This is a genomic window from Cellulosimicrobium sp. CpK407 (genome assembly GCF_051844275.1).
Classification (GTDB): domain Bacteria; phylum Actinomycetota; class Actinomycetes; order Actinomycetales; family Cellulomonadaceae; genus Cellulosimicrobium; species Cellulosimicrobium cellulans_G.
Window position 1 is genome coordinate 1 of sequence record NZ_JBGNYC010000057.1, and the last position, 25,840, is coordinate 25,840.

21 protein-coding genes and 1 pseudogene are annotated in these 25,840 nt (G+C 74.9%); 19 read left to right on the top strand and 3 right to left on the bottom strand.

All coding sequences use genetic code 11. The features are described 5' to 3' along the window. Window positions 1-106: 106 nt before the first annotated feature. Entirely contained in the window at window positions 107-1,096 is a 990-nt protein-coding gene (locus tag ABWU78_RS18390) for a YqeB family protein (RefSeq protein ID WP_439159134.1), read from the bottom strand. A gap of 180 nt (window positions 1,097-1,276) precedes the next feature. On the opposite strand from ABWU78_RS18390, the gene nhaA reads away from it, so the two are divergent. From nhaA to ABWU78_RS18465, 15 genes are all read left to right on the top strand, one after another. Continuing rightward, the gene (gene nhaA, locus ABWU78_RS18395; RefSeq protein ID WP_353707956.1) at window positions 1,277-2,587 is read left to right on the top strand and encodes a Na+/H+ antiporter NhaA; all 1,311 of its coding nucleotides are present in this window, start codon (window positions 1,277-1,279) and stop codon (window positions 2,585-2,587) included. Window positions 2,588-2,926: 339 nt separating this feature from the next. After that, window positions 2,927-4,141, top strand: coding sequence for a substrate-binding domain-containing protein (locus ABWU78_RS18400; protein WP_353707955.1), 1,215 nt, complete (start codon window positions 2,927-2,929; stop codon window positions 4,139-4,141). Window position 4,142: 1 nt separating this feature from the next. Then, on the top strand, window positions 4,143-4,919 hold the full coding sequence (locus ABWU78_RS18405; protein ID WP_439159135.1) for an ABC transporter ATP-binding protein: 777 nt from the start codon (window positions 4,143-4,145) through the stop codon (window positions 4,917-4,919). After that, window positions 4,916-5,695, top strand: coding sequence for an ABC transporter ATP-binding protein (locus ABWU78_RS18410; protein ID WP_439159136.1), 780 nt, complete (start codon window positions 4,916-4,918; stop codon window positions 5,693-5,695). The genes ABWU78_RS18405 and ABWU78_RS18410 overlap by 4 nt, the downstream gene beginning before the upstream one ends. Beyond that, window positions 5,692-6,567 (top strand): branched-chain amino acid ABC transporter permease, encoded by an 876-nt coding sequence (locus ABWU78_RS18415; protein WP_439159137.1) that lies wholly within the window; start codon window positions 5,692-5,694, stop codon window positions 6,565-6,567. Before ABWU78_RS18410 ends, ABWU78_RS18415 begins: the two co-directional genes overlap by 4 nt. Further along, the gene (locus ABWU78_RS18420; protein ID WP_439159138.1) at window positions 6,564-7,775 is read left to right on the top strand and encodes a branched-chain amino acid ABC transporter permease; all 1,212 of its coding nucleotides are present in this window, start codon (window positions 6,564-6,566) and stop codon (window positions 7,773-7,775) included. The genes ABWU78_RS18415 and ABWU78_RS18420 overlap by 4 nt, the downstream gene beginning before the upstream one ends. Beyond that, entirely contained in the window at window positions 7,772-9,391 is a 1,620-nt protein-coding gene (locus ABWU78_RS18425; RefSeq protein ID WP_439159139.1) for a class I adenylate-forming enzyme family protein, read from the top strand. Before ABWU78_RS18420 ends, ABWU78_RS18425 begins: the two co-directional genes overlap by 4 nt. Then, window positions 9,388-10,086 carry a TetR/AcrR family transcriptional regulator gene (locus tag ABWU78_RS18430; protein WP_439159140.1) on the top strand — a complete coding sequence of 233 codons (699 nt, stop codon included), beginning with the start codon at window positions 9,388-9,390 and terminating at the stop codon, window positions 10,084-10,086. Before ABWU78_RS18425 ends, ABWU78_RS18430 begins: the two co-directional genes overlap by 4 nt. Before the next feature lie 35 nt (window positions 10,087-10,121). Then, window positions 10,122-10,871, top strand: a complete 750-nt coding sequence (locus tag ABWU78_RS18435) for a 3-hydroxybutyrate dehydrogenase (RefSeq protein ID WP_353709590.1) — start codon at window positions 10,122-10,124, stop codon at window positions 10,869-10,871. Continuing rightward, window positions 10,838-11,944 carry an alpha/beta hydrolase gene (locus tag ABWU78_RS18440; protein ID WP_439159141.1) on the top strand — a complete coding sequence of 369 codons (1,107 nt, stop codon included), beginning with the start codon at window positions 10,838-10,840 and terminating at the stop codon, window positions 11,942-11,944. Before ABWU78_RS18435 ends, ABWU78_RS18440 begins: the two co-directional genes overlap by 34 nt. Further along, window positions 11,941-12,825, top strand: a complete 885-nt coding sequence (locus ABWU78_RS18445) for a CoA transferase subunit A (protein ID WP_353707950.1) — start codon at window positions 11,941-11,943, stop codon at window positions 12,823-12,825. Before ABWU78_RS18440 ends, ABWU78_RS18445 begins: the two co-directional genes overlap by 4 nt. A gap of 3 nt (window positions 12,826-12,828) precedes the next feature. Beyond that, window positions 12,829-13,533 carry a CoA transferase subunit B gene (locus tag ABWU78_RS18450; protein WP_353707949.1) on the top strand — a complete coding sequence of 235 codons (705 nt, stop codon included), beginning with the start codon at window positions 12,829-12,831 and terminating at the stop codon, window positions 13,531-13,533. Further along, window positions 13,530-14,687, top strand: a complete 1,158-nt coding sequence (locus ABWU78_RS18455; RefSeq protein WP_439159142.1) for an alpha/beta hydrolase — start codon at window positions 13,530-13,532, stop codon at window positions 14,685-14,687. The genes ABWU78_RS18450 and ABWU78_RS18455 overlap by 4 nt, the downstream gene beginning before the upstream one ends. Beyond that, entirely contained in the window at window positions 14,684-15,889 is a 1,206-nt protein-coding gene (locus tag ABWU78_RS18460) for an acetyl-CoA C-acetyltransferase (protein WP_439159143.1), read from the top strand. Before ABWU78_RS18455 ends, ABWU78_RS18460 begins: the two co-directional genes overlap by 4 nt. A gap of 110 nt (window positions 15,890-15,999) precedes the next feature. Continuing rightward, window positions 16,000-17,760, top strand: a complete 1,761-nt coding sequence (locus ABWU78_RS18465) for an alpha/beta hydrolase (protein WP_439159144.1) — start codon at window positions 16,000-16,002, stop codon at window positions 17,758-17,760. On the opposite strand, the gene ABWU78_RS18470 is transcribed toward ABWU78_RS18465, so the two are convergent. Next, window positions 17,714-19,249, bottom strand: a complete 1,536-nt coding sequence (locus tag ABWU78_RS18470; RefSeq protein WP_439159145.1) for an MFS transporter — start codon at window positions 19,247-19,249, stop codon at window positions 17,714-17,716. The genes ABWU78_RS18465 and ABWU78_RS18470 overlap by 47 nt on opposite strands. An 88-nt stretch (window positions 19,250-19,337) precedes the next feature. Between ABWU78_RS18470 and ABWU78_RS18475 the strand changes: the two genes are divergently transcribed. Next, a complete protein-coding gene (locus ABWU78_RS18475; protein WP_353707944.1) occupies window positions 19,338-20,006 on the top strand; it encodes a TetR/AcrR family transcriptional regulator in 669 nt (222 codons plus the stop codon). A 30-nt stretch (window positions 20,007-20,036) separates the two neighbouring features. On the opposite strand, the gene ABWU78_RS18480 is transcribed toward ABWU78_RS18475, so the two are convergent. Further along, entirely contained in the window at window positions 20,037-21,533 is a 1,497-nt protein-coding gene (locus tag ABWU78_RS18480; RefSeq protein ID WP_439159148.1) for a helix-turn-helix domain-containing protein, read from the bottom strand. Window positions 21,534-21,713: 180 nt separating this feature from the next. On the opposite strand from ABWU78_RS18480, the gene aceA reads away from it, so the two are divergent. The 3 genes and pseudogenes from aceA to ABWU78_RS18495 form a co-directional block, all read left to right on the top strand. After that, window positions 21,714-23,120, top strand: a complete 1,407-nt coding sequence (gene aceA, locus ABWU78_RS18485; RefSeq protein ID WP_439159146.1) for an isocitrate lyase — start codon at window positions 21,714-21,716, stop codon at window positions 23,118-23,120. A 109-nt stretch (window positions 23,121-23,229) separates the two neighbouring features. Continuing rightward, entirely contained in the window at window positions 23,230-24,948 is a 1,719-nt protein-coding gene (aceB, locus tag ABWU78_RS18490) for a malate synthase A (protein WP_439159147.1), read from the top strand. A 205-nt stretch (window positions 24,949-25,153) separates the two neighbouring features. Further along, window positions 25,154-25,840: pseudogene (locus tag ABWU78_RS18495) on the top strand (hypothetical protein); the annotation flags it as partial.

Here is a 25,840-nt window from a genome sequence, read left to right on the forward strand (position 1 = left end):
GCGGCACCACCACCCACCCCGCCCACCCAAGGCGACCAGACCGCCGTCGGGCACGACCACGGCTCTACCTCGCGCTACCACGGCTCTACCTCGCGCGACCAGGGCTCTACCTCGCGCTGCCGGAGCTCTCGCTCACGGGACCAGGGTCCTCTCTCGGGGTGGTGGCTCGGCGCCAGTGCTGGATCTTGTCGACGTCGCGCACGACGACGTCGAGGCGAGCGAGCTCGCGGCGCAGGTCGGCGGCGTCGGACGTCTTGTCGGCCTGGAGCATCGCCGCGCGGGCGCGCAGGACGGCGTCGGCGCTCGGCGGGAGCTCGGGGTCGCCGGGGACCCAGCGCCGGAACTCCTGTGCCCACGGGTCGCCGTCGTGCCACGGCCAGCCGTGCGCACGGAACGCGGCGGCGAGACGGGCCGTCGCGAGCTCCGTGCGGACGTGAAGCAGCTCGACGACCGGTGTCTCGTGATCCTCCCGGTTGCCGGTGCCGGTGCCGTCGCCGGCACCGCGGGGCGAGAGACGTACCGCGGCGGACGCGCGACGGTCGGTGGCGCTCGGCGCCCGACGGCCGAGCACGACGAGGTCCTTGCGGTCGACGAGCACGGCGGTGACGCGGTCCCGGTCGAGCGTGACGCGCTCGTCGCGCAGGGTCACGGTCGCGTGCTCGGCGTCGAGCGTCAGGACCGCGATGTCGCGCACCGCGTGCGCGGCGAACACGAGCCCGGCACCGACCCCGAGGACGAGGCAGATCGCGACGCCGAGGGTCCCCCGCTCGCCGAGGAGCTCGTCGATGACGCGCGCGAGACCCTGGAACGGCGCCCACGGCAGTCCCGCCATCCATCCGGCGAGGTGGAGCGCCCCGTACGCGAGCAGCGCCCCGAGGACCGGCGACCCGCCCCACAGGAGCCGGCGGTCGAGCGCCGTGGGTCCGACGACCGTCGGCACGTCCGGCGACGCCGTCCGGTCCGGGGACGGGATCGGGGCGGGCGTCGGGGTCGGGGTCGGGGACGGCGTCGGGGTCAGGGCGGAGTCGGTGAGCTCTGCGGGGGTGGGCTCTGCCGGGGTGGGGTCGGGCGCGGGGCGGGGGACGGCGTCGGGCACCCGCCGATCCTCACGTGCGCTGGCCGCACGCGACGTCGCCCGGGAGGATGATCGCGAGCCGGGCACGTCGGCCGCGCGGGGTATGCCCCCGTAGAATCGAGGACGGTGTGCCGGGAAGTCTGGTCGGCCACGGTGTCGCGTCCGCGGGCCGTGCGACGCGACAGCGACCCCGGGAGCACGATGACCCACGCCACCCCGCCCTCCGGCACCCACCCCACCGACCGCCCGTCGACCCGCGTGCGCTTCCGCCGGTGGGTGAGCCGGGAGACGACGGGCGGCGCGCTGCTCATCGGCGCGGCGCTGCTCGCGCTGCTGTGGGCGAACTCCCCGTGGCGGGACGCGTACACGACCCTCTCGGAGACGGTCGTCGGGCCGGCCTCGATCGGCTCCCTGCCCCTGCACCTCGACCTGAGCCTCGAGACCTGGGCGGCCGACGGGCTGCTCGCGATCTTCTTCTTCGTCGTGGGCGTCGAGCTCAAGCAGGAGTTCGTGGCGGGCAGCCTGCGGAGCCCGCGCCAGGCCGGGGTCCCGATGCTGGCCGCGGTCGGCGGCATGGCGGTGCCGGCGGTGATCTTCACGGCGGTCGTGCTGCTCGCGGGCGACCGCGGCGCGCTGCACGGCTGGGCGATCCCGACGGCGACGGACATCGCGTTCGCGCTCGGCGTGCTCGCCGTCTTCGGGCGCGGTCTGCCCACGGCGATCCGCACCTTCCTCCTGACGCTCGCGGTCGTGGACGACCTGCTCGCGATCGTCGTCATCGCGGTCTTCTACACGGCCGACCTGCGCATCGGGTTCCTCGGTCTCGCGCTCGTCGCGGTCGCGCTGTTCGCCGTGCTGGTCCGGGCGCGGCGCACGCGCTGGTGGCTCCTCGTTCCCGTCGCGGTGGTCGCGTGGGTGCTGGTCCACGAGTCCGGCGTGCACGCGACGATCGCGGGCGTCCTGCTCGGCTTCACCGTCCCGGCGCTCGTGGTGCACGGCGAGACCGAGTCGCGCACGCACCGGTTCGAGCACGCCCTGCGCCCGTTCTCCCAGGGGATCGCCCTGCCCGTGTTCGCGTTCTTCGCCGCGGGCGTGACGTTCGTCGGCGGCGGGGGCGACGTCCTCGGCCAGCCGGTCGTCCTCGCGATCGTGCTCGGCCTCGTGCTGGGCAAGCTCGTGGGCGTGCTCGGGGTGACGGCGCTCGTCACGCGGTTCACCCCGCTGCGCCTGGCGCCCGGCATCGGGGTGCGCGACCTGCTGCCCGTCGGCCTGCTGGGCGGGATCGGGTTCACCGTGTCGCTCCTCATCGCGGAGCTGTCGTTCCCGGACTCGACGCACACCGACGCGGCGAAGATCGCCGTCCTCGCGGCGTCGACGATCGCCGCCGCCCTCGCGGCGGTCGCGCTGCGCTGGGACGCCCGGCGCGCTCGCACGAACGACATGAACCTCGACGACCTCCCGGACGACGTCGTCGACCACATCGGCGACGAGAAGGACCGCCTCGAGCACTGACGCGACCCTCCCGCCGACCCGGGGTCCCGGTTCTCCCGCGGGCCGCCGGAACCCGGGGTCGTGGGCGACGTCTGCGGCCCAGCTCGCCCGTGACCCCGGGTTCGGCACCTGAAGGGTCCCGCTCGGCAGGTCGTCGCGACCTTGCGGCGGCACGGTGCCTCCCCGCGCAGAAGAGTGCGTCTCGTCGTCCATGGTGGGCTCCTTCGTCGGCGCCGTAGCCGGATCGTGACCGGCGCGGGTTGACACCGCGTCGGTCGTGGATCCATGATTCCCGCAACCTGAATCGCCTCTCATGTTTGAGCGGCGCTCCCCCAGGACCACCCAACGAAGGGCGAAGTCATGCGGACGAAGAAGTCCCAGCGGCCGGCACTCGCCGTCGCCGCGCTCGCGGCCGCGAGCCTCGTGCTCGCCGCGTGCGCGCCGACCGACGCGACCGGCGGCGACACGACCGGAAGCGAGAGCAGCGCGAGCGCCGACCCCGTCGACGTCGGCATCATCTACTCCAAGACCGGGCCGCTCGCGGCCTACGGCGAGGCCTACTACGAGGGCTTCCAGGCGGGCCTCGACTACGCGACCGACGGCACGGGCGAGGTCGACGGCCGGCCCGTCAACGTGACGTTCCACGACGACGGCGGCGACCCGGACAAGGCGGTCGGCCAGGCCAAGGACCTCATCGGCAAGGGCTACCAGATCCTCGGCGGCACGGTCGTGTCCGGCGTGGCGCTCAAGCTCGCCGAGCAGGCCGAGCAGAACAAGGTCCTCTACATCTCCGGCCCCGCCGCGGTCGACGCGCTCACGGGCATCAACGACTACACGTTCCGCTCGGGGCGCCAGTCGCTCCAGGACGTCGCGACGGCGGGGACGTTCGTCGACCCCGACGGCGCGAAGGTCGTCGTGTTCGCGCAGGACAACGCGTTCGGCCAGGGCAACCTCGCCGCGGTCGAGGCGGTCCTCGGCGCGCAGGGCGCCGAGGTGACGAGCGTGCTCGTGCCCGAGGACGCGACGGAGTTCACGCCGTTCGCGCACCAGATCGTCGACGCCGCGCCCGACCTCGTGTTCGTCGCGTGGGCCGGGGCGACGTCGGGCGCGATGTGGCAGGGCCTCGACCAGCAGGGCGTGCTCGACTCGACGACGGTCGTCACCGGCCTCGGCGACGTCGCCACCTACGGCGCGTACGGCGCCGCGGCGAGCAAGGTCGACTTCCTCAACCACTACTTCCCCGGCGCGGCGGGCACCGAGGTCGAGGCCGCGATGCTCGCGTCGGTCGAGGCAACCGACAAGCAGGCGGACCTCTTCACGCCCGACGGCTTCGTCGCGGCCCAGATGATCGTCCACGCGATCGAGGAGGGCGGCGACGACGTCGACGCCATGGTCGACGCGCTCGAGGGCTGGAGCTTCGACGGCCCCAAGGGCACGACGACGGTCCGCGCGTCCGACCACGCGCTGATCCAGCCGATGTACCAGGTCAAGCTCGTGGCCGACGGCGACGCCTGGATCCCCGAGCTCGTCACCGAGGTGCCGGGCGACGACGTCGCGCCGGCCGAGGCGGGCTGACGTGGGCGAGCCGCACGCCCTCCCCGCGCTCGAGGTCCGCGGCCTCGGCCTCCAGATCGGCGGCGCGCGCATCCTCCAGGGCGTGAGCCTCGCCGTCGGGCAGGGCGAGATGCTCGGGGTGATCGGGCCGAACGGCGCGGGCAAGACGACGCTCTTCAACCTGGTGTCGGGGATCCACCGCCCGACGAGCGGGTCGGTGCTCCTCGCGGGAACGGACGTGACGACCACCTCGGTGGCGGCGCGCGCCCGCGCCGGGCTGGGCCGCACGTTCCAGACGTCGAGCCTGTTCCCGCGCCTGAGCGTCCGGGAGAACGTGCGGCTCGCCGCGCAGGGGCGCCTCGGCGGCGCCCTGTCCGTGCTGCGCTTCCCGCGTCGCGGCGACGCCGCGACGCGGGAGGCGGACCGGCACCTGGAGACCGTCGGTCTCGTGCGCCGCGCCGGGGTCGCCGCGGGCGACCTGTCGCACGGCGACAAGCGCAAGCTCGAGATCGCGGTGCTCCTCGCGACGGAGCCGCGCGTCGTGCTGCTCGACGAGCCCATGGCGGGCGTGTCGTCGGCCGACGTGCCGGGACTCGTCGAGGTCATCCGCGACCTGCACGCGACCGGCTGCACCGTCCTCATGGTCGAGCACCACATGGACGTCGTGCTCGGGCTCGTGGACCGCGTCGCCGTCATGCACCGCGGCGAGCTGCTCGCGTGCGACACCCCCGACGCCGTCATGGCGGACCCCACGGTGCAGAGCGCCTACCTCGGCGTCACGGCAGGAGAGGCAGCATGAGCGGCAGCAGCAGGAGCACCGCCCAGCCCGCGGTCGGGAGCGACGTGCCCGTCCTCGAGGTGCGCGGGCTGTCCGCGCGCATCGCGGGGCAGCAGGTCGTCGAGGACGTGACGTTCTCCGTCCCGGCCACGGGCGTCACCGCCGTGCTGGGCCGCAACGGCGTCGGCAAGACGTCGACCCTCAAGGCCGTGCTCGGCCTCATCGAGCGCCGGGGCGAGGTGCGGCTCGCGGGCGAGCGGGTCGACGGCGAGCGCACGGACCGGATCGTGCGCCGCGGCGTCGGGTACGTGCCCGAGGACCGCGAGGTGTTCGCCGGGCTCACGGTCGCGGAGAACCTGCGGCTCGCGGAGCGCGACGCGCACCCGCGGCGCGAGCTCGTCGCGGAGCTCTTCCCGGACCTCGTCCAGCGCGCCGCGCAGCGCGCGGGCACCCTCTCGGGCGGGCAGCAGCAGATGGTGTCGCTCGCGCGCGCCCTGCTCAACGCCAACCGCCTGCTCCTCGTCGACGAGCCCACCAAGGGCCTCGCGCCCCGGATCGTCGGCGAGGTGTCGGACGCGCTCGCCGAGGCGGCCCGCACGGTCCCGATCCTGCTCGTCGAGCAGAACCTCGAGGTCATCGAGCGGCTCGCCGAGCGCGTCGTCGTGATCGACGCGGGCCGCGTCGTGCACACGGGCCCGGCGCGCGAGCTCCTCGACGACCCCGACCGCGTCCAGCAGCTCCTCGGCGTGCACGCCGAGGTCGACCACCACGAGAACGAAGGGGCTGCGGCCCGATGAGCACGATCGTCCTCCTCCTCGTCACGGGGCTCGGCCTCGGGGCGCTGTACTTCCTCGTCGCGTCGGGCCTGTCGCTCATCTACGGGCTCATGGGCGTCCTCAACTTCGCGCACGGGTCGTTCCTCACGCTCGGCGCGTTCGGCGGCTGGTTCGTCGCGCGCGCGCTCGGCGCGGACTCGTGGGGCGTCTTCGCGCTCTCGCTGCTCGCCGGGGCCGTCGTCGGGGCGGGAGCCGCGGCCCTCACCGAGCTCCTGCTCATCCGCCCGCTCTACGAGCGGCACATCGAGCAGGTGCTCGTCACGGTCGGGCTCTCGCTCGCGTCCGTCGCGCTGTTCGAGGGCATGTGGGGCTCGGATCCCGAGTTCATCTCCGGTCCCGCGTGGCTCAAGGGCACGACCGACCTCGCGGGCGCGCCGATCCCCAACGACCGCTTCGTCGCGATCGGCGCCGCGGTTCTCGTGCTCGGCGCGATCGTGCTCTTCCTCCAGCGCACGCGTTACGGCCTCATCATCCGCGCGGGCGTCGAGAACCGGTCCATGGTCACGGCGCTCGGCATCGACGTGCGCAAGGCGTTCACGCTCGTGTTCGCCCTCGGCGGCGCCGCCGCGGGCCTCGGCGGGGTCCTCGCCTCGCAGTACTTCGGCTACGTCTCGCCGCACCTCGGCGGGTCGCTGCTCATCTTCGCGTTCATCGTCACGGTCATCGGCGGACTCGGCTCGCTGACCGGCGCCGCGGTCGCGTCCGTGCTCGTCGCGGTCCTGCAGCAGTTCGCGAACTACTACCTCGGCTACGGCGACCTCATCGTCGTGCTGTTGCTCGCGCTCGTGCTCCTCGTCCGTCCCACCGGCCTCCTCGGGAGGGCAGCCGCATGACCACCCAGACCGCTCCTGGCAGCCGGCCCGACGGCGGCACGCGCGCGTCCGCCGACCCCACCTCCGCTCCCGCCGGGTCCGTGCCGGGCGCCCCGCACCCTGGCGACGCTGCGCGTCCGGCGCGCCGGACGCCGTCGGGCACCGTGGTCCGCACGCTCGCGGGTGTCGCGCTCGTCGCGCTGCTCGCGTGCCTGCCGCTGCTCGCCATCCACGTGCCCGGCGTGCTGCCTGGTCCGACCTACACGCCCGGCGCGCTGCAGATGATGGCGCTGTGCTGGCTCATCGGTGCGCTCGCCCTGAGCTACCACCTGCTGTTCGGCGTCGCCGGCCTGCTGAGCTTCGGCCACGCGCTGTACTTCGCGGCCGGCGTGTACGGGCTCGCGATCGTGCTCGACACGACCGAGATCCCGCTCCTGCCCGCCGCGGCGCTCGTGCTCGTCGGCGGGATCGTCCTCGCGCACGTCGTCGGCGCGATCTCGCTGCGCGTCACGGGCATCTCCTTCGCGATGGTCACGCTCGCGTTCGCCCAGGCGGGCAACGTGCTCGTGCGTCGCAACCCCGGCGGCGCCACGGGCGGCGAGGAGGGCCTCGCGCTCGCGACCGGCAACGTCCCCGACGCGTTCGTGGGCGTCCTCAACACGCGCAACCTCTACTGGCTCGCGCTCGCCGTGCTCGTCGTGGTCTACCTCGTCGTGCTGTGGGTCGAGCGGTCGCGCGCCGGGCACGTCGCGGCGGCCACGCGCGAGAACGAGATGCGCGTGCGCGTCATCGGCGGGCGCCCCTACCTCGTCAAGCTCCTCGTGTTCGTCCTCGCGGCGACGCTCGCGACCGTCGTCGGCATGGCGTACCTCCTGCTCCAGTCCGGCGCCGTGCCGCGCGCGACCTCGGCCGACTTCACGCTCACGCTGCTCGTCATGGTCGTGCTCGGCGGCGTGGGCTCACGGTGGGGCGCGATCGTCGGCGGCGTCCTCTACACGATCCTCGACCAGCGGCTCGGGACGCTCGCGAGCTCCGCGGCCGTCGCGGACCTCCCGGCCGTGCTGCGCGTGCCGCTCAGCGAGCCGCTGTTCCTCCTCGGGACCCTCTTCATCCTCGTCGTGATGTTCCTGCCCGGCGGCATCGCCGGCGCCGCGTCGCGCCTCGCCGCGCGCCGCCGCCCGCGGGAGGATCGGGAGGAGGCCCGCGAGCGCCTGGAGGAGGTGGCATGACGACGCAGCACCAGGACGCCCAGGACGGCCTGCACACCCTCGGCCGCTGGACGCGCGACCGCGCGCTCGCGACGCCGGACCGCGTCGCGGTCGACGACCGCGGCGTGACCCTGCGCTACCGCGACCTGCACGAGCGCGCGAGCGCCCTGGCCACGGCGTTCCGCGAGGCGGGCTACGGCGTCGGCGACCGCGTGGCCACGGTGACCGGCAACAGCGCCGACCAGGTCGTGCTGTTCTTCGCGTGCGCGCAGGCCGGGCTGATCCTCGCGCCGCTGTCGTGGCGGCTGTCGCCGGGCGAGCTCGCCGCCCAGATCGAGCAGGCCGACCCGGCGCTCGTGCTCGTGGAGCAGGAGTTCTCCGCGCTGGCCGACGCGGCGTTCGACCGGCTGGACCGGCTCGTCCTCCCCCCACGGCGCACCGAGCTCGGCCGCAGCGGCGTCGAGGCGCGGGTCCCCGCACCGTCGCGCCGCCCGTGCCTGGCCGACGGCGCGCGGGACGCGGACGGCGCAGGCCGGGCCACGGGGGCGCCCGTCCCCGAGCGCCGCGTCGTGCGCGACGACGACCCGCTCCTGCTCGTGTTCACGTCCGGCACGCAGGGCACGCCCAAGGGCGCGCTGCTCACGCACGCGAACTGCTTCTGGACCAACCTCTCGCTCTCGCGCACGGTCGAGCTGACGAGCCACGACGTCGTGCTGAGCGTGCTGCCGCAGTTCCACGCGGGCGGCTGGAACATCCAGCCGCTGCTCGCGTGGTGGACCGGCGCGACGGTCGTCCTGGAGCGCACGTTCGAGCCGGAGCGCGTGCTGCAGCTCGTCGCCGAGCGCCGCGTCACGACGATGATGGGCGTCCCGACGAACTACCTGCTCCTCGCGGAGCACCCCGGCTTCGCGGACGCCGACCTGTCGTCGCTGCGCCACGCCGTCGTGGGCGGCGCGCCCATGCCGGAGCCGCTGCTGCGCACGTGGCACCGGCGCGGCGTCGCGCTCTCGCAGGGGTACGGGCTCACCGAGGCCGGGCCCAACGTGCTGTGCCTGCCCGACGACCAGGCGCGCGAGCGCCTCGGGTCGGCCGGGACGCCGTATCCCCACGTCGAGGTCGCCGTCGCGGACCCGGTGACCGGGCGCCACCTCGACGGGCCCGCGGCGGGCGAGCTGCTGGTCCGCGGGCCCGGGGTGTTCGCCGGGTACTTCCGCGACGAGGCCGCGACGGCCGCCGTCCTGCACGACGGCTGGCTGCGCACCGGGGACCTCGTCGAGCGCGACGCCGACGGGTACTACCGCGTGGTCGACCGGTTCAAGGACGTCTTCATCGTCGGGGGCGAGAACGTCACGCCGTCCGAGGTGGAGGCCGTGCTCCGGCGGCACCCCGGCGTCGCGGACGTCGCGGTCGTGGGCGTGCCCGACGTCCGGTGGGGCGAGGTCGGCGCGGCGTTCGTCGTCCCGCGCCCGGGCCACCCCACCGACGCCGAGGAGCTGGAGGCGTTCTGCCGCCGCGAGCTCGCGCACTTCAAGGTCCCGCGTCGCTTCGACCTCGTCCCGTCCCTGCCCCGCACGTCGTTGCACAAGGTGTCGCGCCGCTCGCTCGCCGAGCGCGTGACCGTCCCGGAGGACTCATGAGCACCCAGCCCCGCACCGCCCGCGGCAACCGCACGCGGGCCAAGATCCTCGCCGCGGCCGAGCAGGTGTTCGCCCAGGTCGGGTACCACGACGCGTCGATCGTCAAGATCACCGAGTCCGCGGGCGTCGGGCAGGGCACGTTCTACCTGTACTTCGAGTCGAAGATCGACGTGTTCGACGAGCTCGTCGACGACCTCAACCGCCGCGTCCGGCACGCGATGATCGAGTCGAGCTCGCAGGCGGACACCCGCCTCGCCGCCGAGCGCGCCGGCTTCGAGGCCTTCTTCCGCTTCACCGCCGAGCACCCGGCGCTCTACCGGATCGTCCGGCAGGCCGAGTTCGTCTCGCCCGGCGCGCTGCGTCGGCACTACTCGCGCATCGTCGAGGGCTACATGACGGGCCTCGACAAGGCGCGCGCGAACGGCGAGGTGGGCCACGACGTCGACCCGGAGGTCGCCGCGTGGGCGCTGATGGGGATCGGGGAGATCGTCGGCATGCGCTGGGTCCTGTGGGGCGGGCGCTGGGACGAGAGCGCGGAGCCGCCGTCGTACGACACCGCGGCCGCCGAGGTCCCGCCGCACGTCTTCGAGCAGACCATGCAGTTCATCGAGCGCGCGCTCGCCGTACCGCGACCCGCCGCCGAGGCCGGAGCCACGGCCCGGTCCGGATCCACGACCGAAGGAGACGCGCAGTGATCGTCCCCGCCACCGTCCCTGCCGCGTCGACCCCCGTGGCCCCCACGCTCGCCGGGCGTCGTGCGCTCGTCACGGGCGGCGCGAGCGGCATCGGCGCGGCGTGCGCGCGCGAGCTCGCCGCGCGCGGCGCGCACGTGACCGTCGCCGACGTCGACCCCGACGGCGCGCAGCGCCTCGCGGACGAGCTCGGCGGCGAGGCGTGGGTCGTCGACCTCGCCGACACGCGCGCGCTCGACGACCTCTCGCTCGACGTCGACGTCCTCGTCAACAACGCGGGCGTCCAGCGCGTGAGCCCCATCGAGGAGTTCCGCCCCGACGACTTCCGCCTGCTGCACGCGATCATGCTCGAGGCGCCGTTCCTGCTGGTCCGGGCCGCGCTCCCGGGGATGTACGCGCGCGGGTTCGGGCGCGTCGTCAACGTGTCGTCGGTGCACGGCCTCGTGGCGTCGCCGTTCAAGTCGGCGTACGTGTCCGCGAAGCACGGTCTGGAGGGCCTGTCCAAGGTGACGGCCCTCGAGGGCGGCCCGCACGGGGTGACGAGCGTGTGCGTCAACCCCGGCTACGTCCGCACGCCGCTCGTGGAGAAGCAGATCGCGGACCAGGCGCGCATGCACGGCGTCCCCGAGTCCGAGGTGCTCGCGACCGTGCTCCTCGCCGAGTCCGCGGTGAAGCGGCTCGTCGAGCCGGAGGAGGTCGCGTCGCTCGTCGGCTGGCTCACCGGACCCGACGCGTCGATGGTCTCGGGCGCGTCGTGGACGATCGACGGCGGCTGGAGCGCCCGGTGACCGCGGGCACGACGGCGACCCCCGCGTCCGCACGGCACGACGTCACCGCCGCGACCCACACCTACGCGACGCTCGACGTCCCCGTCGCGGGCGGGCGGCTGCGCGTCGGCGTGTGGGACCCGGTCGGCCCGCCCGCACCCGGGCCCGGCGCCCGGCCCGACGGCGGCGCGCGCCCCGCGCACGACGCCGTCCCGACCGTCCTCGCCGTGCACGGCATCACGGCGTCGCACCGCGCGTGGCCGGCCGTCGTCGCGGCACTGCCGGGCGTGCGCGTCGTCGCGCCCGACCTACGGGGGCGCGGCCGCAGCAACACCCTGCCCGGCCCGTACGGCATGGGCGCGCACGCCGACGACCTCGCTGCCGTGCTCGACGCGCTGGGGGTCGAGAGCGTCGTCGCGCTCGGGCACTCGATGGGCGCGTTCGTGTCGGTCGTGCTCGCGCACCGCCACCCCGGCCGCGTCTCGCGGCTCGTGCTCGTCGACGGCGGGATCCCGCTCCCACCGCCCGCGGGCCTGCCCCCGGACGCCGATCACGACGAGGTCCTGCGCGCGCTGCTCGGGCCGGCCGTCGAGCGGCTCGAGCGGACCTTCGCCGACCGCGAGGAGTACCGCGGCTTCTGGCGCGCGCACCCCGCCTTCGCGAGCGCGTGGGACGAGCCGTGGGCCGACGTCGTGGCGGGGTACGTCGACTACGACCTCGTCGGCGAGGCGCCCGCGCTGCGTCCGGCGTCGTCGGGCGCGGCGGTCTCCGCCGACTCGCTCGAGCTCTACGAGGGCGGCCCGCTCGCCGAGGCGCTCGCGGGCGACCACCCGCTCGACGTGCCCCTCGTGCTGCTGCGCGCGCCGCGCGGGCTGCTCGACGAGCCCGAGGCCCTCTACTCCCCCGAGCACCTCGCCGCGTGGCGCGCGCGGCTGCCGGGGCTGCGCACCCGCGACGTAGCGGGTATCAATCACTACACGATCATCATGAGCCCGCCCGGCGTCGAGGCCGTCGCGGGCGAGACCCTGCAGGCCCTGGCCGCCGTCACGAGCGACGGACCCGGACCGGCGAGTGACGAGGAGGTCACGGCATGAGCCCCACGATCGCGTCCCCACGAGGGACCGGGCTGGACAAGGTGGTCGCGTCCGCGGCCGAGGCCGTCGCGGACGTGCCCGACGGCGCGTCGCTCGCCGTCGGCGGGTTCGGCCTGTGCGGCAACCCCATCGCGCTCATCGAGGCGCTGCTCGCGCAGGGCACGCGCGATCTGTGGGTCGTGAGCAATAACTGCGGCGTCGACGACTGGGGCCTGGGCGTCCTGCTCGGGGCGGGCCGCATCCGGAAGATGACGAGCTCGTACGTCGGGGAGAACAAGGAGTTCGAGCGGCAGTTCCTCTCGGGTGAGCTCGAGCTCGAGCTCACCCCGCAGGGCACGCTCGCGGAGAAGCTGCGCGCGGGCGGCGCGGGCATCGCGGGGTTCTGGACGCGCACCGGCGTCGGCACGCAGGTCGCCGAGGGCGGCCTCCCCCAGCGGTACGACGGCGCGGGCGGGGTCGCGCAGGCCAGCGCGCCCAAGGAGGTGCGCGCGTTCGGCGTCGGGCCGCGCGGCCGCGACGGGTCGTTCCCCGACGAGGCCGAGTTCGTCCTGGAAGACGCGATCACCACGGACTTCGCGCTCGTGCACGCCCTGCGCGGCGACCGGCACGGCAACCTCGTGTTCCACCGGTCGGCCCGCAACTTCTCCCCCCTCGCCGCGATGGCGGGCCGCGTGTGCGTCGCGCAGGTCGAGGAGCTCGTCGAGCCCGGCGAGATCGACCCCGACGCCGTCCACCTGCCCGGCGTGTTCGTGCACCGCGTCGTCGAGGTCGGCCCGGACGTGCCCAAGCGGATCGAGCGCCGCACCGTGCGCCCGGCCGCAGAGACCGACCAGCCCGCGCGCACGACGTCGGGCACGGCGACCAGCGTGAAGGAGGGCTGACGCATGGCGCTCACCCGCGACGAGATGGCCGCGCGCGCCGCGCGCGAGCTCCAGGACGGCTGGTACGTCAACCTCGGCATCGGCCTGCCGACGCTCGTGCCCAACTACGTGCCCGAGGACAAGCACCTCGTGCTGCAGTCGGAGAACGGGATCCTCGGCGTCGGGCCGTACCCGAGCGAGGACACCGTCGACCCCGACCTCATCAACGCGGGCAAGGAGACCGTCACCGTCCTGCCGGGCGCGGCGTTCTTCGACTCCGCGCTGAGCTTCGGCATGATCCGCGGCGGCAAGATCGACGCCGCGATCCTCGGCGGCATGCAGGTCTCCGCGACGGGCGACCTCGCCAACTGGATGATCCCCGGCAAGATGGTCAAGGGCCCCGGCGGCGCGATGGACCTCGTGCACGGGGCCGCGCGCGTGATCGTGCTCATGGAGCACGTGGCGCGCGACGGGTCGCCCAAGCTCCTGCGCTCGTGCTCGCTGCCGCTCACCGGGCGGGGCGTCGTGCACCGGATCATCACGGACCTCGCGGTGATCGACGTGACGCCCGACGGCCTCGTGCTGCGCGAGACCGCGCCCGGCGTGAGCGTCGACGACGTGCGCGCCGTGACCGAGCCCGACCTCGTCGTCGCGCTCGACGACGCCCCGCTCGACGTCGCCGACGCCGGTCCGGGACCGTCCACGCAGGCCGCGGGGACGCCGTCGTGACGCGCGACGTGCTGCGCCGCGACGTGCCGACCCCGCGCGGTCGCGAGCACGTGCGCGAGGTGCTGGCCGACGGCGACGTGCGGGCCACGGTCCTGCTCGTGCACGGCAACTGCTCGTCGTCGGCGTTCTTCGACCCGCTGCTGCGCGCGCTGCCCGCCGACGTGCGCGGCGTCGCCGTCGACCTGCGCGGGTACGGCGACGCCGAGACCCGGCCCGTCGACGCGACGCGGGGCGTGCGGGACTTCGCCGACGACGTCGCCGCCGTCGTCGACGCGCTCGACCTCGCGCACCCGCTCGTCGCGGTCGCGCACTCCGCGGGGGTGGGGGTCGTGCTGCAGCTCGCGACCGACCGGCCCGACCTGTTCGACGCGGTCCTCCTCGAGGCGCCCATGTCGCCGTACGGGTTCGGCGGCACGCGCGACGTCGACGGCACGCCGCTCTCCCCCGACTTCGCCGGGTCCGGCGGCGGCACCGCGAACCCCGCGTTCGTCGCGGCGCTCGCGGCGGGCGACCGCAGCGAGGACGCGGGGTCGCCCCGTGACGTGCTGCGCCGGTTCTACGTCGCCGACCCGGCCTCGCTCGGCGAGCCGCTCGGCGCGCTGGAGGAGCTCCTGCTCGACTCCGTGCTCTCGACGCGCACGGGCGACGACAACTACCCGGGGGACCGGACGGCGTCGGGCACGTGGCCCGGCGTCGCGCCGGGGACGCGCGGCATGAACAACGCGATCAGCGCGAAGTACTGCGACCTGTCCGGCTTCGCGACGTCCGGCGCGACGGCGCCCGTGCTGTGGGTGCGGGGCGACGCCGACGCGATCGTCTCGGACACGTCGCTGTTCGACCTCGCGCAGCTCGGCGCGATCGGCGCCGTCCCCGGCTGGCCCGGGGCCGCGACGCACCCGCCGCAGCCGATGGTCGCCCAGACGCGGGCCGTCCTCGACGCCTACGCGGCCGCCGGCGGGCGGTACCGTGAAGAGGTGCGGCCCGGCGTCGGGCACAGCCCCCACCTCGAGGAGCCGGACGTGTTCCTCGGGCTCCTGCTCGGGCTGGTCGACACTGCCGTTGCCGACGTCGACGCCGCCGCCGCACGAGCGGGCGCCACACCCCCGGCGCCCGCGCAGACACCGCCGTCCGCACCCCTGGAGGTCCAGCCGTGAGCACCACCACCCCGCACTCCCCCGACGACGTCGTGGTCGTCGCCGCCGCCCGCACCCCGCAGGGGCGGCTCAAGGGCTCGCTCTCCGCGCTGACCGCGGTCGAGCTCGGCGCCGTCGCCGCGCGCGCCGCGATCGAGCGCTCGGGACTCGGCGCGGACGCCGTCGACGCCGTGGTGTTCGGCCAGGTGCTCCAGGCCGGGGCGGGGCAGAACCCCGCGCGCCAGACCGCCGCAGGCGCCGGCGTGGGCTGGGACGTGCCCGCCGTGACGGTGAACAAGGTGTGCCTCTCGGGGCTCACCGCCGTCATCGACGGCACGCGAATGATCCGCTCCGGCGAGGCCGAGGTCGTGCTCGTCGGCGGCCAGGAGTCCATGACCAACGCGCCGCACCTGCTCCCCGGGTCGCGCGCCGGGTTCGCGTTCGGCGACGCGACGCTCGTCGACGCCGTCGCGCGCGACGGGCTCACCGACGCGTTCGACCGCGCCTCCATGGGCGTCTCGACCGAGCGCACCAACGTGGGCGACGTGTTCGTGTCGCGCGAGGAGCAGGACGCCGTCGCGGCCGCCTCGCACCAGCGCGCCGCGGCCGCGGCCAAGGACGGCCTGTTCGACGCCGAGCTCGCACCCGTGAGCGTCCCGCAGCGCCGGGGCGAGCCCGTCGAGGTGCGCGACGACGAGGGCGTGCGCCCCGACACCACCGCCGAGGGTCTCGCCCGCCTGCGGCCCGCGTTCGACCCCGAGGGCACCATCACCGCGGGCAACGCGTCGCAGATCTCCGACGGCGCCGCCGCGCTCGTCCTCACGACGCGCGCCCGGGCCGAGTCGGCGGGCGCGCCCGTGCTGGCGACGGTGCGGGCGTGGGGGCAGGTCGCCGGTCCGGACACGTCGCTGCACTCCCAGCCCGCGCGCGCGATCCGGCAGGCGCTCGACCGCGCCGGGTGGACGGTCGACGACCTCGACCTCGTCGAGATCAACGAGGCGTTCGCGACGGTCGTCGCGGTCTCCACGCGTGTGCTCGGGGTCTCGCCGGACGTCGTCAACGTGCACGGTGGTGGCATCTCGCTCGGGCACCCCATCGGCGCCTCCGGCGCCCGCCTCGCCGTCCACGCGGCGCACGAGCTCGCGCGCCGCGGCGGCGGGCGCGTCGCCGTCGGGCTGTGCGGCGGGGGCGGCCAGGGAGAGGCGCTGCTGCTGGAGGCCTGACCACCCGCGTCCCCGACGTCGTCAGCGCCCCACCGTCCAGGACCGGTGGGAGGCCGACGCCCCCGAGGGTTCGAGGGGACGAGCGCGGGTGGCTCGCCTACGCTCGCGATGTGCAGCCCACCGTGACGGAGACCCGTACCCCCGAGCCCGTCGACGAGGAGCCCGCCCGGCACGGGGTGTGGGGGCGGTGGCTGCGGCGGTTCTCGGCGACCGGGCTGGTGCTCGCGCTGCTCTGGTTCTGCCTGTCGTTCACGCCGTCGCTCATCCCGCGGGCCTGGTACTACCAGGCCGTGATCTCGGGCGTGAGCGCCGTCGGCGGGTACGGCGTGGGCGCGTTCGTCGAGTGGTTCGCGGTCAAGGTCGGGCTGCGCATCCGGTGGACGGCACGCGCGAGCCGCGTCGCGTGGTGGGTGCTCGCCGGGGCGACCGTCGTGCTCGTGCCGCTCTCGCTGGTCCTCGGCGCCCGCCGCCAGATCGAGCTGCGGCACCTGTTCGGCATGTCCGAGGACGTCCCCGGGCGCGAGGTCGTGACGCTCCTCGTCGCGCTCGTCGTCGCGCTGCTCGTGCTCCAGGCCGGGCGCGGGCTGCGCCGCGTCGCGCGGTGGGTGGCCCGGCTCGTCGGCCGGGTCGTGCCCGCCCCGGTCGCGCGGTTCGTGAGCGGCGTGGCGGTCGCGGTCGTCGTGGTGCTCGTCTTCAACGGCGTCGTCTGGTCGGGCGCGATGAGCGCGCTCAACTCGATCTACGCGGCCGCGAACGCCGACGTCGACCCGCGCCTGTCGCCCCCGGCCCAGCCCGAGCGGTCCGGGTCGGCGGCGTCCCCCGAGACGTGGGACTCGCTGGGCGCGGAGGGCCGCAAGTTCGTCGTGTCCGGGCCGACGCTCGACGAGCTGACCGCGTTCGCCCAGGCGGGCGACGTCGTCGACCCCGCGGACGTGCGCGAGCCGATCCACGCGTACGCGGGCCTCGACCTCGACGGCGACCTCGACGCGACGGCGGCGCGCGTCGTCGACGAGCTCGACCGCACCGACGCGTGGGACCGGTCCGTCCTCGTCGTCGCGACGACCACCGGGACGGGCTGGGTGGACCCGGGCATGGTCGAGGCGCTCGAGCTCATGCACGGCGGCGACACCGCGATCGCGAGCATGCAGTACTCGTACCTGCCGAGCTGGATCAGCTTCGTCGGCGACCGCACGACCCCGCCCGCGGCCGGCAAGGCGCTGTTCGAGGCGGTGTACGCGCGGTGGTCGGAGCTCCCCGAGGACGACCGCCCGCGCCTGCTGGCGTTCGGCATCTCGCTCGGGTCGTTCGGCATGCAGGGCGCGTTCAGCGGCGTGCAGGACGTCGAGGCGCGCTCCGACGGCGCGATGTTCACCGGGACGCCCGGCTTCACGCCGATGTGGCGCGAGCTCACCGACGCGCGCGACCCCGGGTCGCTCGAGTACGCACCCGTGCTCGACGACGGCCGCCAGGTCCGGTGGGGCGATCCGGTCGCGACCGGCGTCGCGGACCTCTGGGGCCCCGGCCCGCGCTGGGACGAGCCGCGCGTCGTCTACCTCCAGCACGCGTCCGACGGCGTGACCTGGTGGGGACCGGAGACGCTGTGGTCCGAGCCCGACTGGCTGCGCGAGCCGCGCGGCCCCGACGTGCTGGGCGACGTGCGGTGGTACCCGTTCGTCACGTTCTGGCAGCTCACGGGCGACCTGTTCGTCGCCGCGGCCTCGGACATCCCGCCCGGCCACGGCCACGTCTACCACCGCGAGTACGCCGACGGGTTCGCCGCCCTGCACGCCCCCGAGGGCTGGTCGGCCGCCGACACGGCGCGGCTCAAGGCCGCGATGGACGCGCCGACGCAGGGCGGCTCGATCGGCTGAGGACGGTGAGCGCCACGGCGACCAGGACGCCGGCCCCGCTCACGGCCGCGGCGACCCAGAACGACGCGGCGAACGGTCCGGCGGGGTCGCCGTCCGCCGTCGCGCCCGCGAGCAGCGCCGCGACGACCGGTGCGGCCGCCGCCGAGCCGACCGTGCGGATCACGCTGTTGAGTCCGGTCGCGGCGCCGATCTCCTCCGGCGGCGACCACGTCACGACGAGCTGTGCGCAGATCGCGTAGCCGATCCCGTTGCCGAGCCCCAGGACGGAGAACGCGACCACGACCGCCCACGGCACCGTCGGCCACAGCGCGAGCCCGACAGACCCCACGAGCATGACCACCACCGCGACGCCCGACGTGGCGGCCGCGCCCACGCGCGCCACGAGGAGGGGCGTGGACCGGCCGCCGAGGAAGACCAGGACGGCGCTCGGGAGCATCGCGAGCCCCGACGCGGTGACGTCCAGCCCGTGCCCGTAGCCGGTGGCCGCGGGCGCCTGCATGAGCACCGGGAGCGCGACGTAGCAGACGTACGGCACGAACCCGACGGCCACGGTGAGGACGCTGACCAGCGCGAGCGGCCCGTGGCGGAACGTGCCCACGTCCACGAGCGGCGCCTCGGTGCGCCGCTCGACGAGCACGAGCGCGACGAGGAGGATCACCCCGACCGCGCCGACGCCGAGCGTACGGGGCGACGACCATCCCCACGCGCCCCCCTGCGACACCGCGAGCAGGACCCCGACGAGCCCGCCGGCGAGCAGCACGATGCCCGGCCAGTCCGTGCGGCGCCGCTGGGACCGCGCGCTCACCGACGGGACCCACAGGAGCACCAGCACGGCCGCGCCCACGATCAGGACGGCCGCGAGGACGAACATCCACCGCCACGAGAGCGCCTCGACGATCACGCCGCCGAGCACGAGCGCAGCGCCCGCGCCGAGCCCGATCATCCCGGAGATCCAGCCGAAGGCCGCCGCGACGCGGGGCGGCAGCAGCAGGTTCCGCGCGAGCGCGAGCGCCAGCGGGAACGTCGCCGTGCTCACGCCCTGCACCACCCGTGCGCCGAGGAGCACCCCGAGGCTCGGTGCGGCCGAGGCGACGAGCGTCGCGCCGGCGAAGACGGCGAGCGTCGCGAGGAGCACGCGCCGGTGGCCGAACCGGTCGCCGAGATTGCCGACCACCGGGGCGAGCACGGCGCCGGCGAGGAGGAAGGCGGTGAGGATCCACCCGGTCCCTTGCGGACCGGCGCCGAGCTCGCGCCCGAGCGTGGGGAGCGCGGGCACCACGAGCGTCTGCATGAGCGAGAACGCGAGCACGACGACGCTGAGCGCGGCGGTCACGAGGGCCGGGTGCGACGCCGCGCCGTCCGTGTCGACGGCCGGCGCGGGAGGCGCGTCGGCGGGCTCGGGAAGGATCGGCGCGTCCTGGGTCGGTGCGTCGGAGATCGGTGCATCGAGGGTCGGCGTGTCGGAGGTCGTGGTGCGGCGGGAGGGCACGGGTTCTCGCTCTCGAGCGGGCTGGCTTAACGGAACGGAGATTCCGTTCCGACTCGCGATCGTACCTCCTCGCGGCTACGGTGACGCCATGCCCGACTCGCCCGTCCCGAACCCGCTCCCCGGCCGCCAGCGCGAGGCCCGGGCCAACGACACGGCGATCCTCGCCGCGGCGCGCGAGGTCTTCGCGCTCCAGGGCCACGGGGCGCCGATCTCGGAGGTCGCGCAGCGCGCGGGCGTGGGCGTGGGCTCGGTCTACCGGCGCTATCCCACCAAGGAGGCGCTCGTCGAGGCACTCCACGTCGCGGCGGTCGAGGAGGTCGCGAACCTCGCCGCGACGGTGGCCGACGCACGGCAGGAGTCCGGCTCGGACGACGCGCGCGACGACGGCGCCGTCGCGACCTTCCTGGCACGGCACATCACGAGCGCCGCCGGGCCCTTGCTCCGCCCCCCAGGCGCCCAGAGCCCCATCCCGCCCGAGCTCGCGGCGGCGTCGGACCGGCTCCGCGCCGGACTGGAGCGCCTCGTCGCCCTCGACCGCGCGGAGCGCCGCGTCCCCGAGGGCTTCACCCCGGCCGACGTCATGCAGCTCGTGGTCCATCTGCGGCCGCCGCTCCCGCTCCCCCGCGCGGAGTCGGACGCGCTGCACCTGCGCTACCTCGGGCTCGTGACGCGCGGCCTGCGCGAGCAGGCCGCGGCGGGCGCCCGGCTCGCGGACGGGCCGGGCTGGGACGAGTGGGTCGGCGCCTGGCACGACTGACCGGCAGCCCCACCCGCTCCCCCTCGGCCCCTACCCGGCCGGAGCGTGGCGATCCAGGAAGGCGTACACCTCCGTGGTGTCGACGCCGGGGAACGCGCCGGTCGGCATCGCGGCGAGCATCGACGCGTGCGGGCGGGCGCTCGGCCACGACTGCCCGGCCCAGCGGTCGGAGAGCGCGTCGGGCGGGCGGCGGCAGCACGCGCCGTCGGGGCACCGGGAGACGAGGCGCTCGGTCGTGTCGCGACCGAGGAACCACTTCACGTGCGCGAACGGGACGCCGACGCTCACCGAGAACTCGCCGTCCGCCGACGCCTGGACGCGCGACGTGCACCAGTACGTGCCGCTCGGGGTGTCCGTGTACTGGCTGAACGGGCTGAGCCGGTCCTCGACCGCGAACACCGTGCGCGCGGTCCAGCTGCGGCAGACGTACTGCCCCTCGACGGCGCCGAGCGGGTCGGCGGGGAAACGCACGCCGTCGTTCTCGTACGCCTTGTGGATGACACCCGACTCGTGGACCTTCATGAAGTGCACCGGGATGCCGAGGTGCTTCGTCGCGAGGTTCGTGAACCGGTGCGCGGCCGTCTCGTACGACACCGCGAACGCGTCCCGCAGGTCCTCGATCGAGATCTCGCGCGCGTCCTTCGCGGCGCGCAGCGCCTTGACCGCGTGCCGCTCCGGCAGCAGGAGCGCCGCCGCGAGGTAGTTGGCCTCGACGCGCTGGCGCAGGAACTCACGGTAGTCGCGCGGCTCCGCGTGGCCGAGCACGTGCGGCGCGAGCGCCTGGAGGAGCGCCGACGTCGCGTTGGACCGCCCGCGCATCCCGTTGCTCGGCAGGTAGACGCGGCGGTGGCGCAGGTCGAGCACCGAGCGCGTCGAGTGCGGCAGGTCGCCCACGTAGTGCAGCGTGAACCCGAGGTGGGCCGCGATGTCCGCCGCGACCCGCTGGGGCAGCGGGCCGCCCGCGTGCCCGACGCCGTCGAGCAGCTCGGCCGCCGCGTCCTCGAGCTCCGGGAAGTAGTTGTCCTGCGCGCGCATGGTCGCGCGGAGCTCCGCGTTGGCGCGGCGCGCCTCCTCGGGCGTCGCGGCGCGCTCGGTGTGCAGCCGCTGGAGCTCGCGCTCCAGCGCCACGATCGTCTCGAGCGCGTCCGTCGGCAGCGACTTGCCGACCCGGACCGGGCGCAGGCCGAGCGCGTCGAAGAGCGGACCGCGCTGAGCGCGCTCCAGCTCGATCTCCAGGGCGTCCCGGCGCGACGGCGCCTCGGGCGACAGCAGGTCGTCGAGGCTCGCGCCGAGCGCCCGCGCGACGGCCTGGAGCAGGGCGAACTTGGGCTCGCGCTTGCCGTTCTCCAGGAGCGACACCTGGGACGGCGCGCGGCCGATCGCCGCTCCGAGCTCGTCGAGCGTCATGCCCCGCGCGGTGCGCAGGTGCCGGATCCGGCGGCCGATCGTCAGGGCGTCGGGCTCGCTCTCGAGCGGGATTTCCGCATGTTCCGCGATTCCGGCCGGTCGCGTCGTCGGGATAGCCATGACTGAGGGTGACACGCGCCACTCCTTGCGCACAAGAGAAGAACTACGTTTCTTTCGATCGATCCGGCTTGAGGCGGGGTTGTCAGCGGGAGGAAGGTCGAAGCACGGACCTCGCCGAGGTCCACCGACCGGCCCGTCCGGTCCGCGCAGCGCGGACCGGCGCACCACCAGGAGGCACCCGTGAACAGGCCCACCATCGTCAGCCGCCGCTCCCCGTCCGAGTACGCGGGCGGCGCCCGTCCGCTCGGCGCCGTCGCGACGACGGCGGACGTCGCGGGCCGCACCCCGGACCGCTCCGGCTCCCGGCCCGGCGACCAGACCCAGACCGCGGCCGAGATCGCCGAGCAGTGGGCGACCGACCCCCGCTGGGCCGGCCTCCAGCGCGACTACACCGCGGAGGACGTGGTCGCGCTCCGCGGCTCGGTGCGCGAGGAGCACACGCTGGCCCGTCGCGGCGCCGAGAAGCTGTGGGACCTCGTCCACACCGAGGAGTGGGTCGCCGCGCTCGGCGCGTTCACCGGCAACCAGGCCGTGCAGCAGGTGCGCGCGGGCCTCCAGGCCATCTACCTGTCCGGGTGGCAGGTCGCGGCCGACGCCAACCTGTCCGGCCAGACGTACCCCGACCAGTCGCTCTACCCCGCCAACTCCGTGCCCGCCGTCGTGCGCCGCATCAACAACGCGCTCCTGCGCGCGGACCAGATCGAGACGGCGGAGTCGGGTGCGCCCGGCCGCGACTGGCTCGCCCCGGTCGTGGCCGACGCCGAGGCCGGGTTCGGCGGCCCGCTCAACGCGTACGAGCTCATGCACTCGATGATCGCCGCGGGCGCCGCGGGCGTGCACTGGGAGGACCAGCTCGCGTCGGAGAAGAAGTGCGGCCACCTCGGCGGCAAGGTGCTGGTCCCCACGAGCCAGCACATCCGCACGCTCAACGCCGCGCGCCTCGCGGCCGACGTCGCGGGCGTGCCGTCGGTCATCATCGCCCGCACCGACTCGCTCGCCGCGGACCTGCTCACGTCCGACGTCGACGAGCGCGACCGCCCGTTCCTCACGGGCGAGCGCACGTCCGAGGGCTTCTACCGGGTGCGCCCGGGGCTCGACGCGGTCGTCGCGCGGGGCCTCGCGTACGCGCCGTACTCCGACCTCATCTGGGTCGAGACGGGCGAGCCCGACCTCGAGCTCGCGCGCACGTTCGCCGAGACGATCCACGCGCAGCACCCGGACAAGAAGCTCGCCTACAACTGCTCGCCGTCGTTCAACTGGAAGAAGCACCTCGACGACGCGCAGATCGCGAGCTTCCAGAAGGAGCTCGCCGCGATGGGCTACGCGTTCCAGTTCATCACGCTGGCCGGCTTCCACGCCGTCTCGCACTCCATGTTCGAGCTCGCGCGCGGCTACAACGAGCGCGCGATGTCCGCCTACGTCGAGCTCCAGGAGGCCGAGTTCGCCTCCGAGGCCGACGGGTACACCGCCACCCGCCACCAGCGGGAGGTCGGCACCGGCTACTTCGACCGGGTCGCCACGGCTCTCAACCCCGACGCCGCCACCCTCGCGCTCGCCGGGTCCACCGAGACCGCCCAGTTCCACTAAGCCCTCCCCCTCCCGCGAGATAGAGCCCGCGCGCCCGAGATAGAGCTCGCAGGCTCTAGCTCGAAGCTCGGGGTTCTCTCTCGCGGGAGCACGACCTTCGGAGCACGCCATGACCACGCTGACCACGACCACCTCTCCCCCTCCGACGTCCCCCTCGGCGCCGAGCAGCCCGCGTGTCACCGGCACGCTGCGCGTCACCGGGACGCTGGGCGAGCGCTACCGCGAGATCCTCACGCCCGAGGCGCTCGACTTCCTCACGCTGCTGCACGACCGGTTCGTGGCCCGCCGCCACGAGCTCCTCATGGACCGCCAGCAGCGCCGTCAGGACGTCGCGGACGGGATCGACCCCGACTTCCGCGCCGCGACGCGGCCCATGCGCGACGACCCGTCGTGGCGCGTCGCGGGCTCAGACGGCGCGCCGGGGCTCGAGGACCGACGCGTCGAGATCACGGGCCCGACCGACCCCAAGATGACGATCAACGCGCTCAACTCGGGCGCGAAGGTGTGGCTCGCCGACGCCGAGGACGCCTCCAGCCCCACGTGGCGCAACGTCGTCGAGGGCCAGCTCGCGCTGCACGACGCGATCCGCGGGACGCTGACGCACACGACCGGCGCGGGCGACCACCGCAAGGAGTACCGCCTGCGCTCGACGACGCTCACCGACCTCCCGACGATCGTGTTCCGCCCGCGCGGGTGGCACCTCATCGAGAAGCACATGCGGTACGTCGACCGGGCCGGGGTCAGCGTGTCGGCGTCGGCGTCGCTCGTGGACTTCGGGCTGTACGCGTTCCACAACGCGCGCAAGCTCGTCGAGCGCGGCCGCGGGCCGTACTTCTACCTGCCCAAGCTCGAGGGCTACCGCGAGGCCCGGCTGTGGAACGACGTGTTCGTCCTCGCGCAGGAGTACCTGGGCCTGCCGCAGGGCACGATCCGCGCGACCGTGCTGATCGAGACCCTGCCCGCGGCGTTCGAGATGGAGGAGATCCTCCACGAGCTGCGCGACCACTGCGCCGGGCTCAACGCCGGGCGGTGGGACTACCTGTTCTCCGTCATCAAGGCGTTCCGCACGCGCGGCGACTCCTACGTGCTGCCCGACCGCGCGCAGGTCACCATGACCGCCCCGTTCATGCGGGCGTACACCGAGCTGCTCGTCGCGACGTGCCACAAGCGCGGCGCGCACGCGATCGGGGGGATGAGCGCGTTCATCCCCGACCGGCGCCGGCCCGACGTCACCGAGCGCGCGTTCGAGCAGGTGCGCGCCGACAAGCGTCGCGAGGCGACCGACGGGTTCGACGGCACGTGGGTCGCGCACCCCGACCTCATCGAGGTCGCGCGCGGCGAGTTCGACGCCGTGCTGGGCGACCGGCCGCACCAGGTGTCCCGCCTGCGGGACGACGTCGAGGTGGGTCAGCACGAGCTGCTCGACATCGGCTCGGCACGACGCGCCGGGGCGACGGTGACCGCCGCGGGCCTGCGGTCCAACGTGTCCGTCGGGGTGCGCTACCTCGAGTCGTGGCTGCGGGGCGTCGGCGCCGCCGCGATCGACCACCTCATGGAGGACGCCGCGACCGCCGAGATCTCGCGGTCGCAGGTCTGGCAGTGGATCGCGTCGGGCACGCGCACCGAGAACGGCGTGCCGATCACGCGCGACCGCGTCGAGGCGCTCCTCGCCGAGATCGTCGACGACCTGCCGCGCACCCCGGGCAACCGGATCGACGACGCGGCGAACGTCTTCCGCGCCGTCGCGCTGGCCGAGGACTTCCCGACGTTCCTCACCATCGGTGCGTACTCGCAGTTCCTGGTGGGCTCGGACCCCGACCAGCCGTAACTCGGGCTCCGCCGAACACGACCTTGGTGTCGTTATCCGCGCGATAACGACACCAAGGTCGTTCTCGGGGGCGAGCGGCGGCGTGGTCGGCCGTGGGGCCCCCGGGTCACGTGGTGGCGCGGGGAGGTCGCGGTGTGGGAGCATCCGGCCACGCGCGGCGACACACCCGTCGTCCGGGCGCTCGCCCGCACGAGCCCGGAGCACCATGAGCAACCCCTTCGCGCCGCCGAACCAGTCGACGTCGGGCCCGTCCGGTCCACCCCCGCCGGCGCCCGGGACGCCGCTGCCACCGGTCCCGGTGCCCGGGTCCGCGAGCGCCCCGCCCGCCCCCGGACCCTCGCCTCTCGCGCACACTCCTCCCCTGCAACCCCCTCCCGGGCACGGTCCCGTACCCGGCTACGGCCCCGTCCCGTCGGGCGCCCCGGGCACGGGCCCGACGTACCCCGTCGCCGGGCTCCCCGGCCCGCCCCCACCCGCCGCGCGCCGCGGGCTGTCGCGCACCGCCGTCGGGCTGATCGTCGGCGCGGCGTGCCTCGCCGTCGGCGGCGGCGTCGGCTTCGCGGCCGGGGTCGCGAGCGACGCGGGCGGGCAGATCGCCGACTGGTACACCGCGCCGACCGACGACTGGTCCGACGACGGCTGGTCCGACGAGGACTGGCCCGAGGGTGAGTGGGAGGGCTCCGGCACACCCGACGACCCGTGGTTCTTCGACGGCTACACGATCGGCGGGGAGGAGTGGGAGGTCCTGCTCGACCCACCGTACGAGGCGACCGCCGAGGTCCTCGCGCACAGCGACGTCAACGCCGCGCCGCCGGAGGGCACGGAGTACTGGATCGTGCCGGTCACCGCGACCTACTTCGGCCCGAGCTCCCAGGTCACCGCGTCGGGCGCG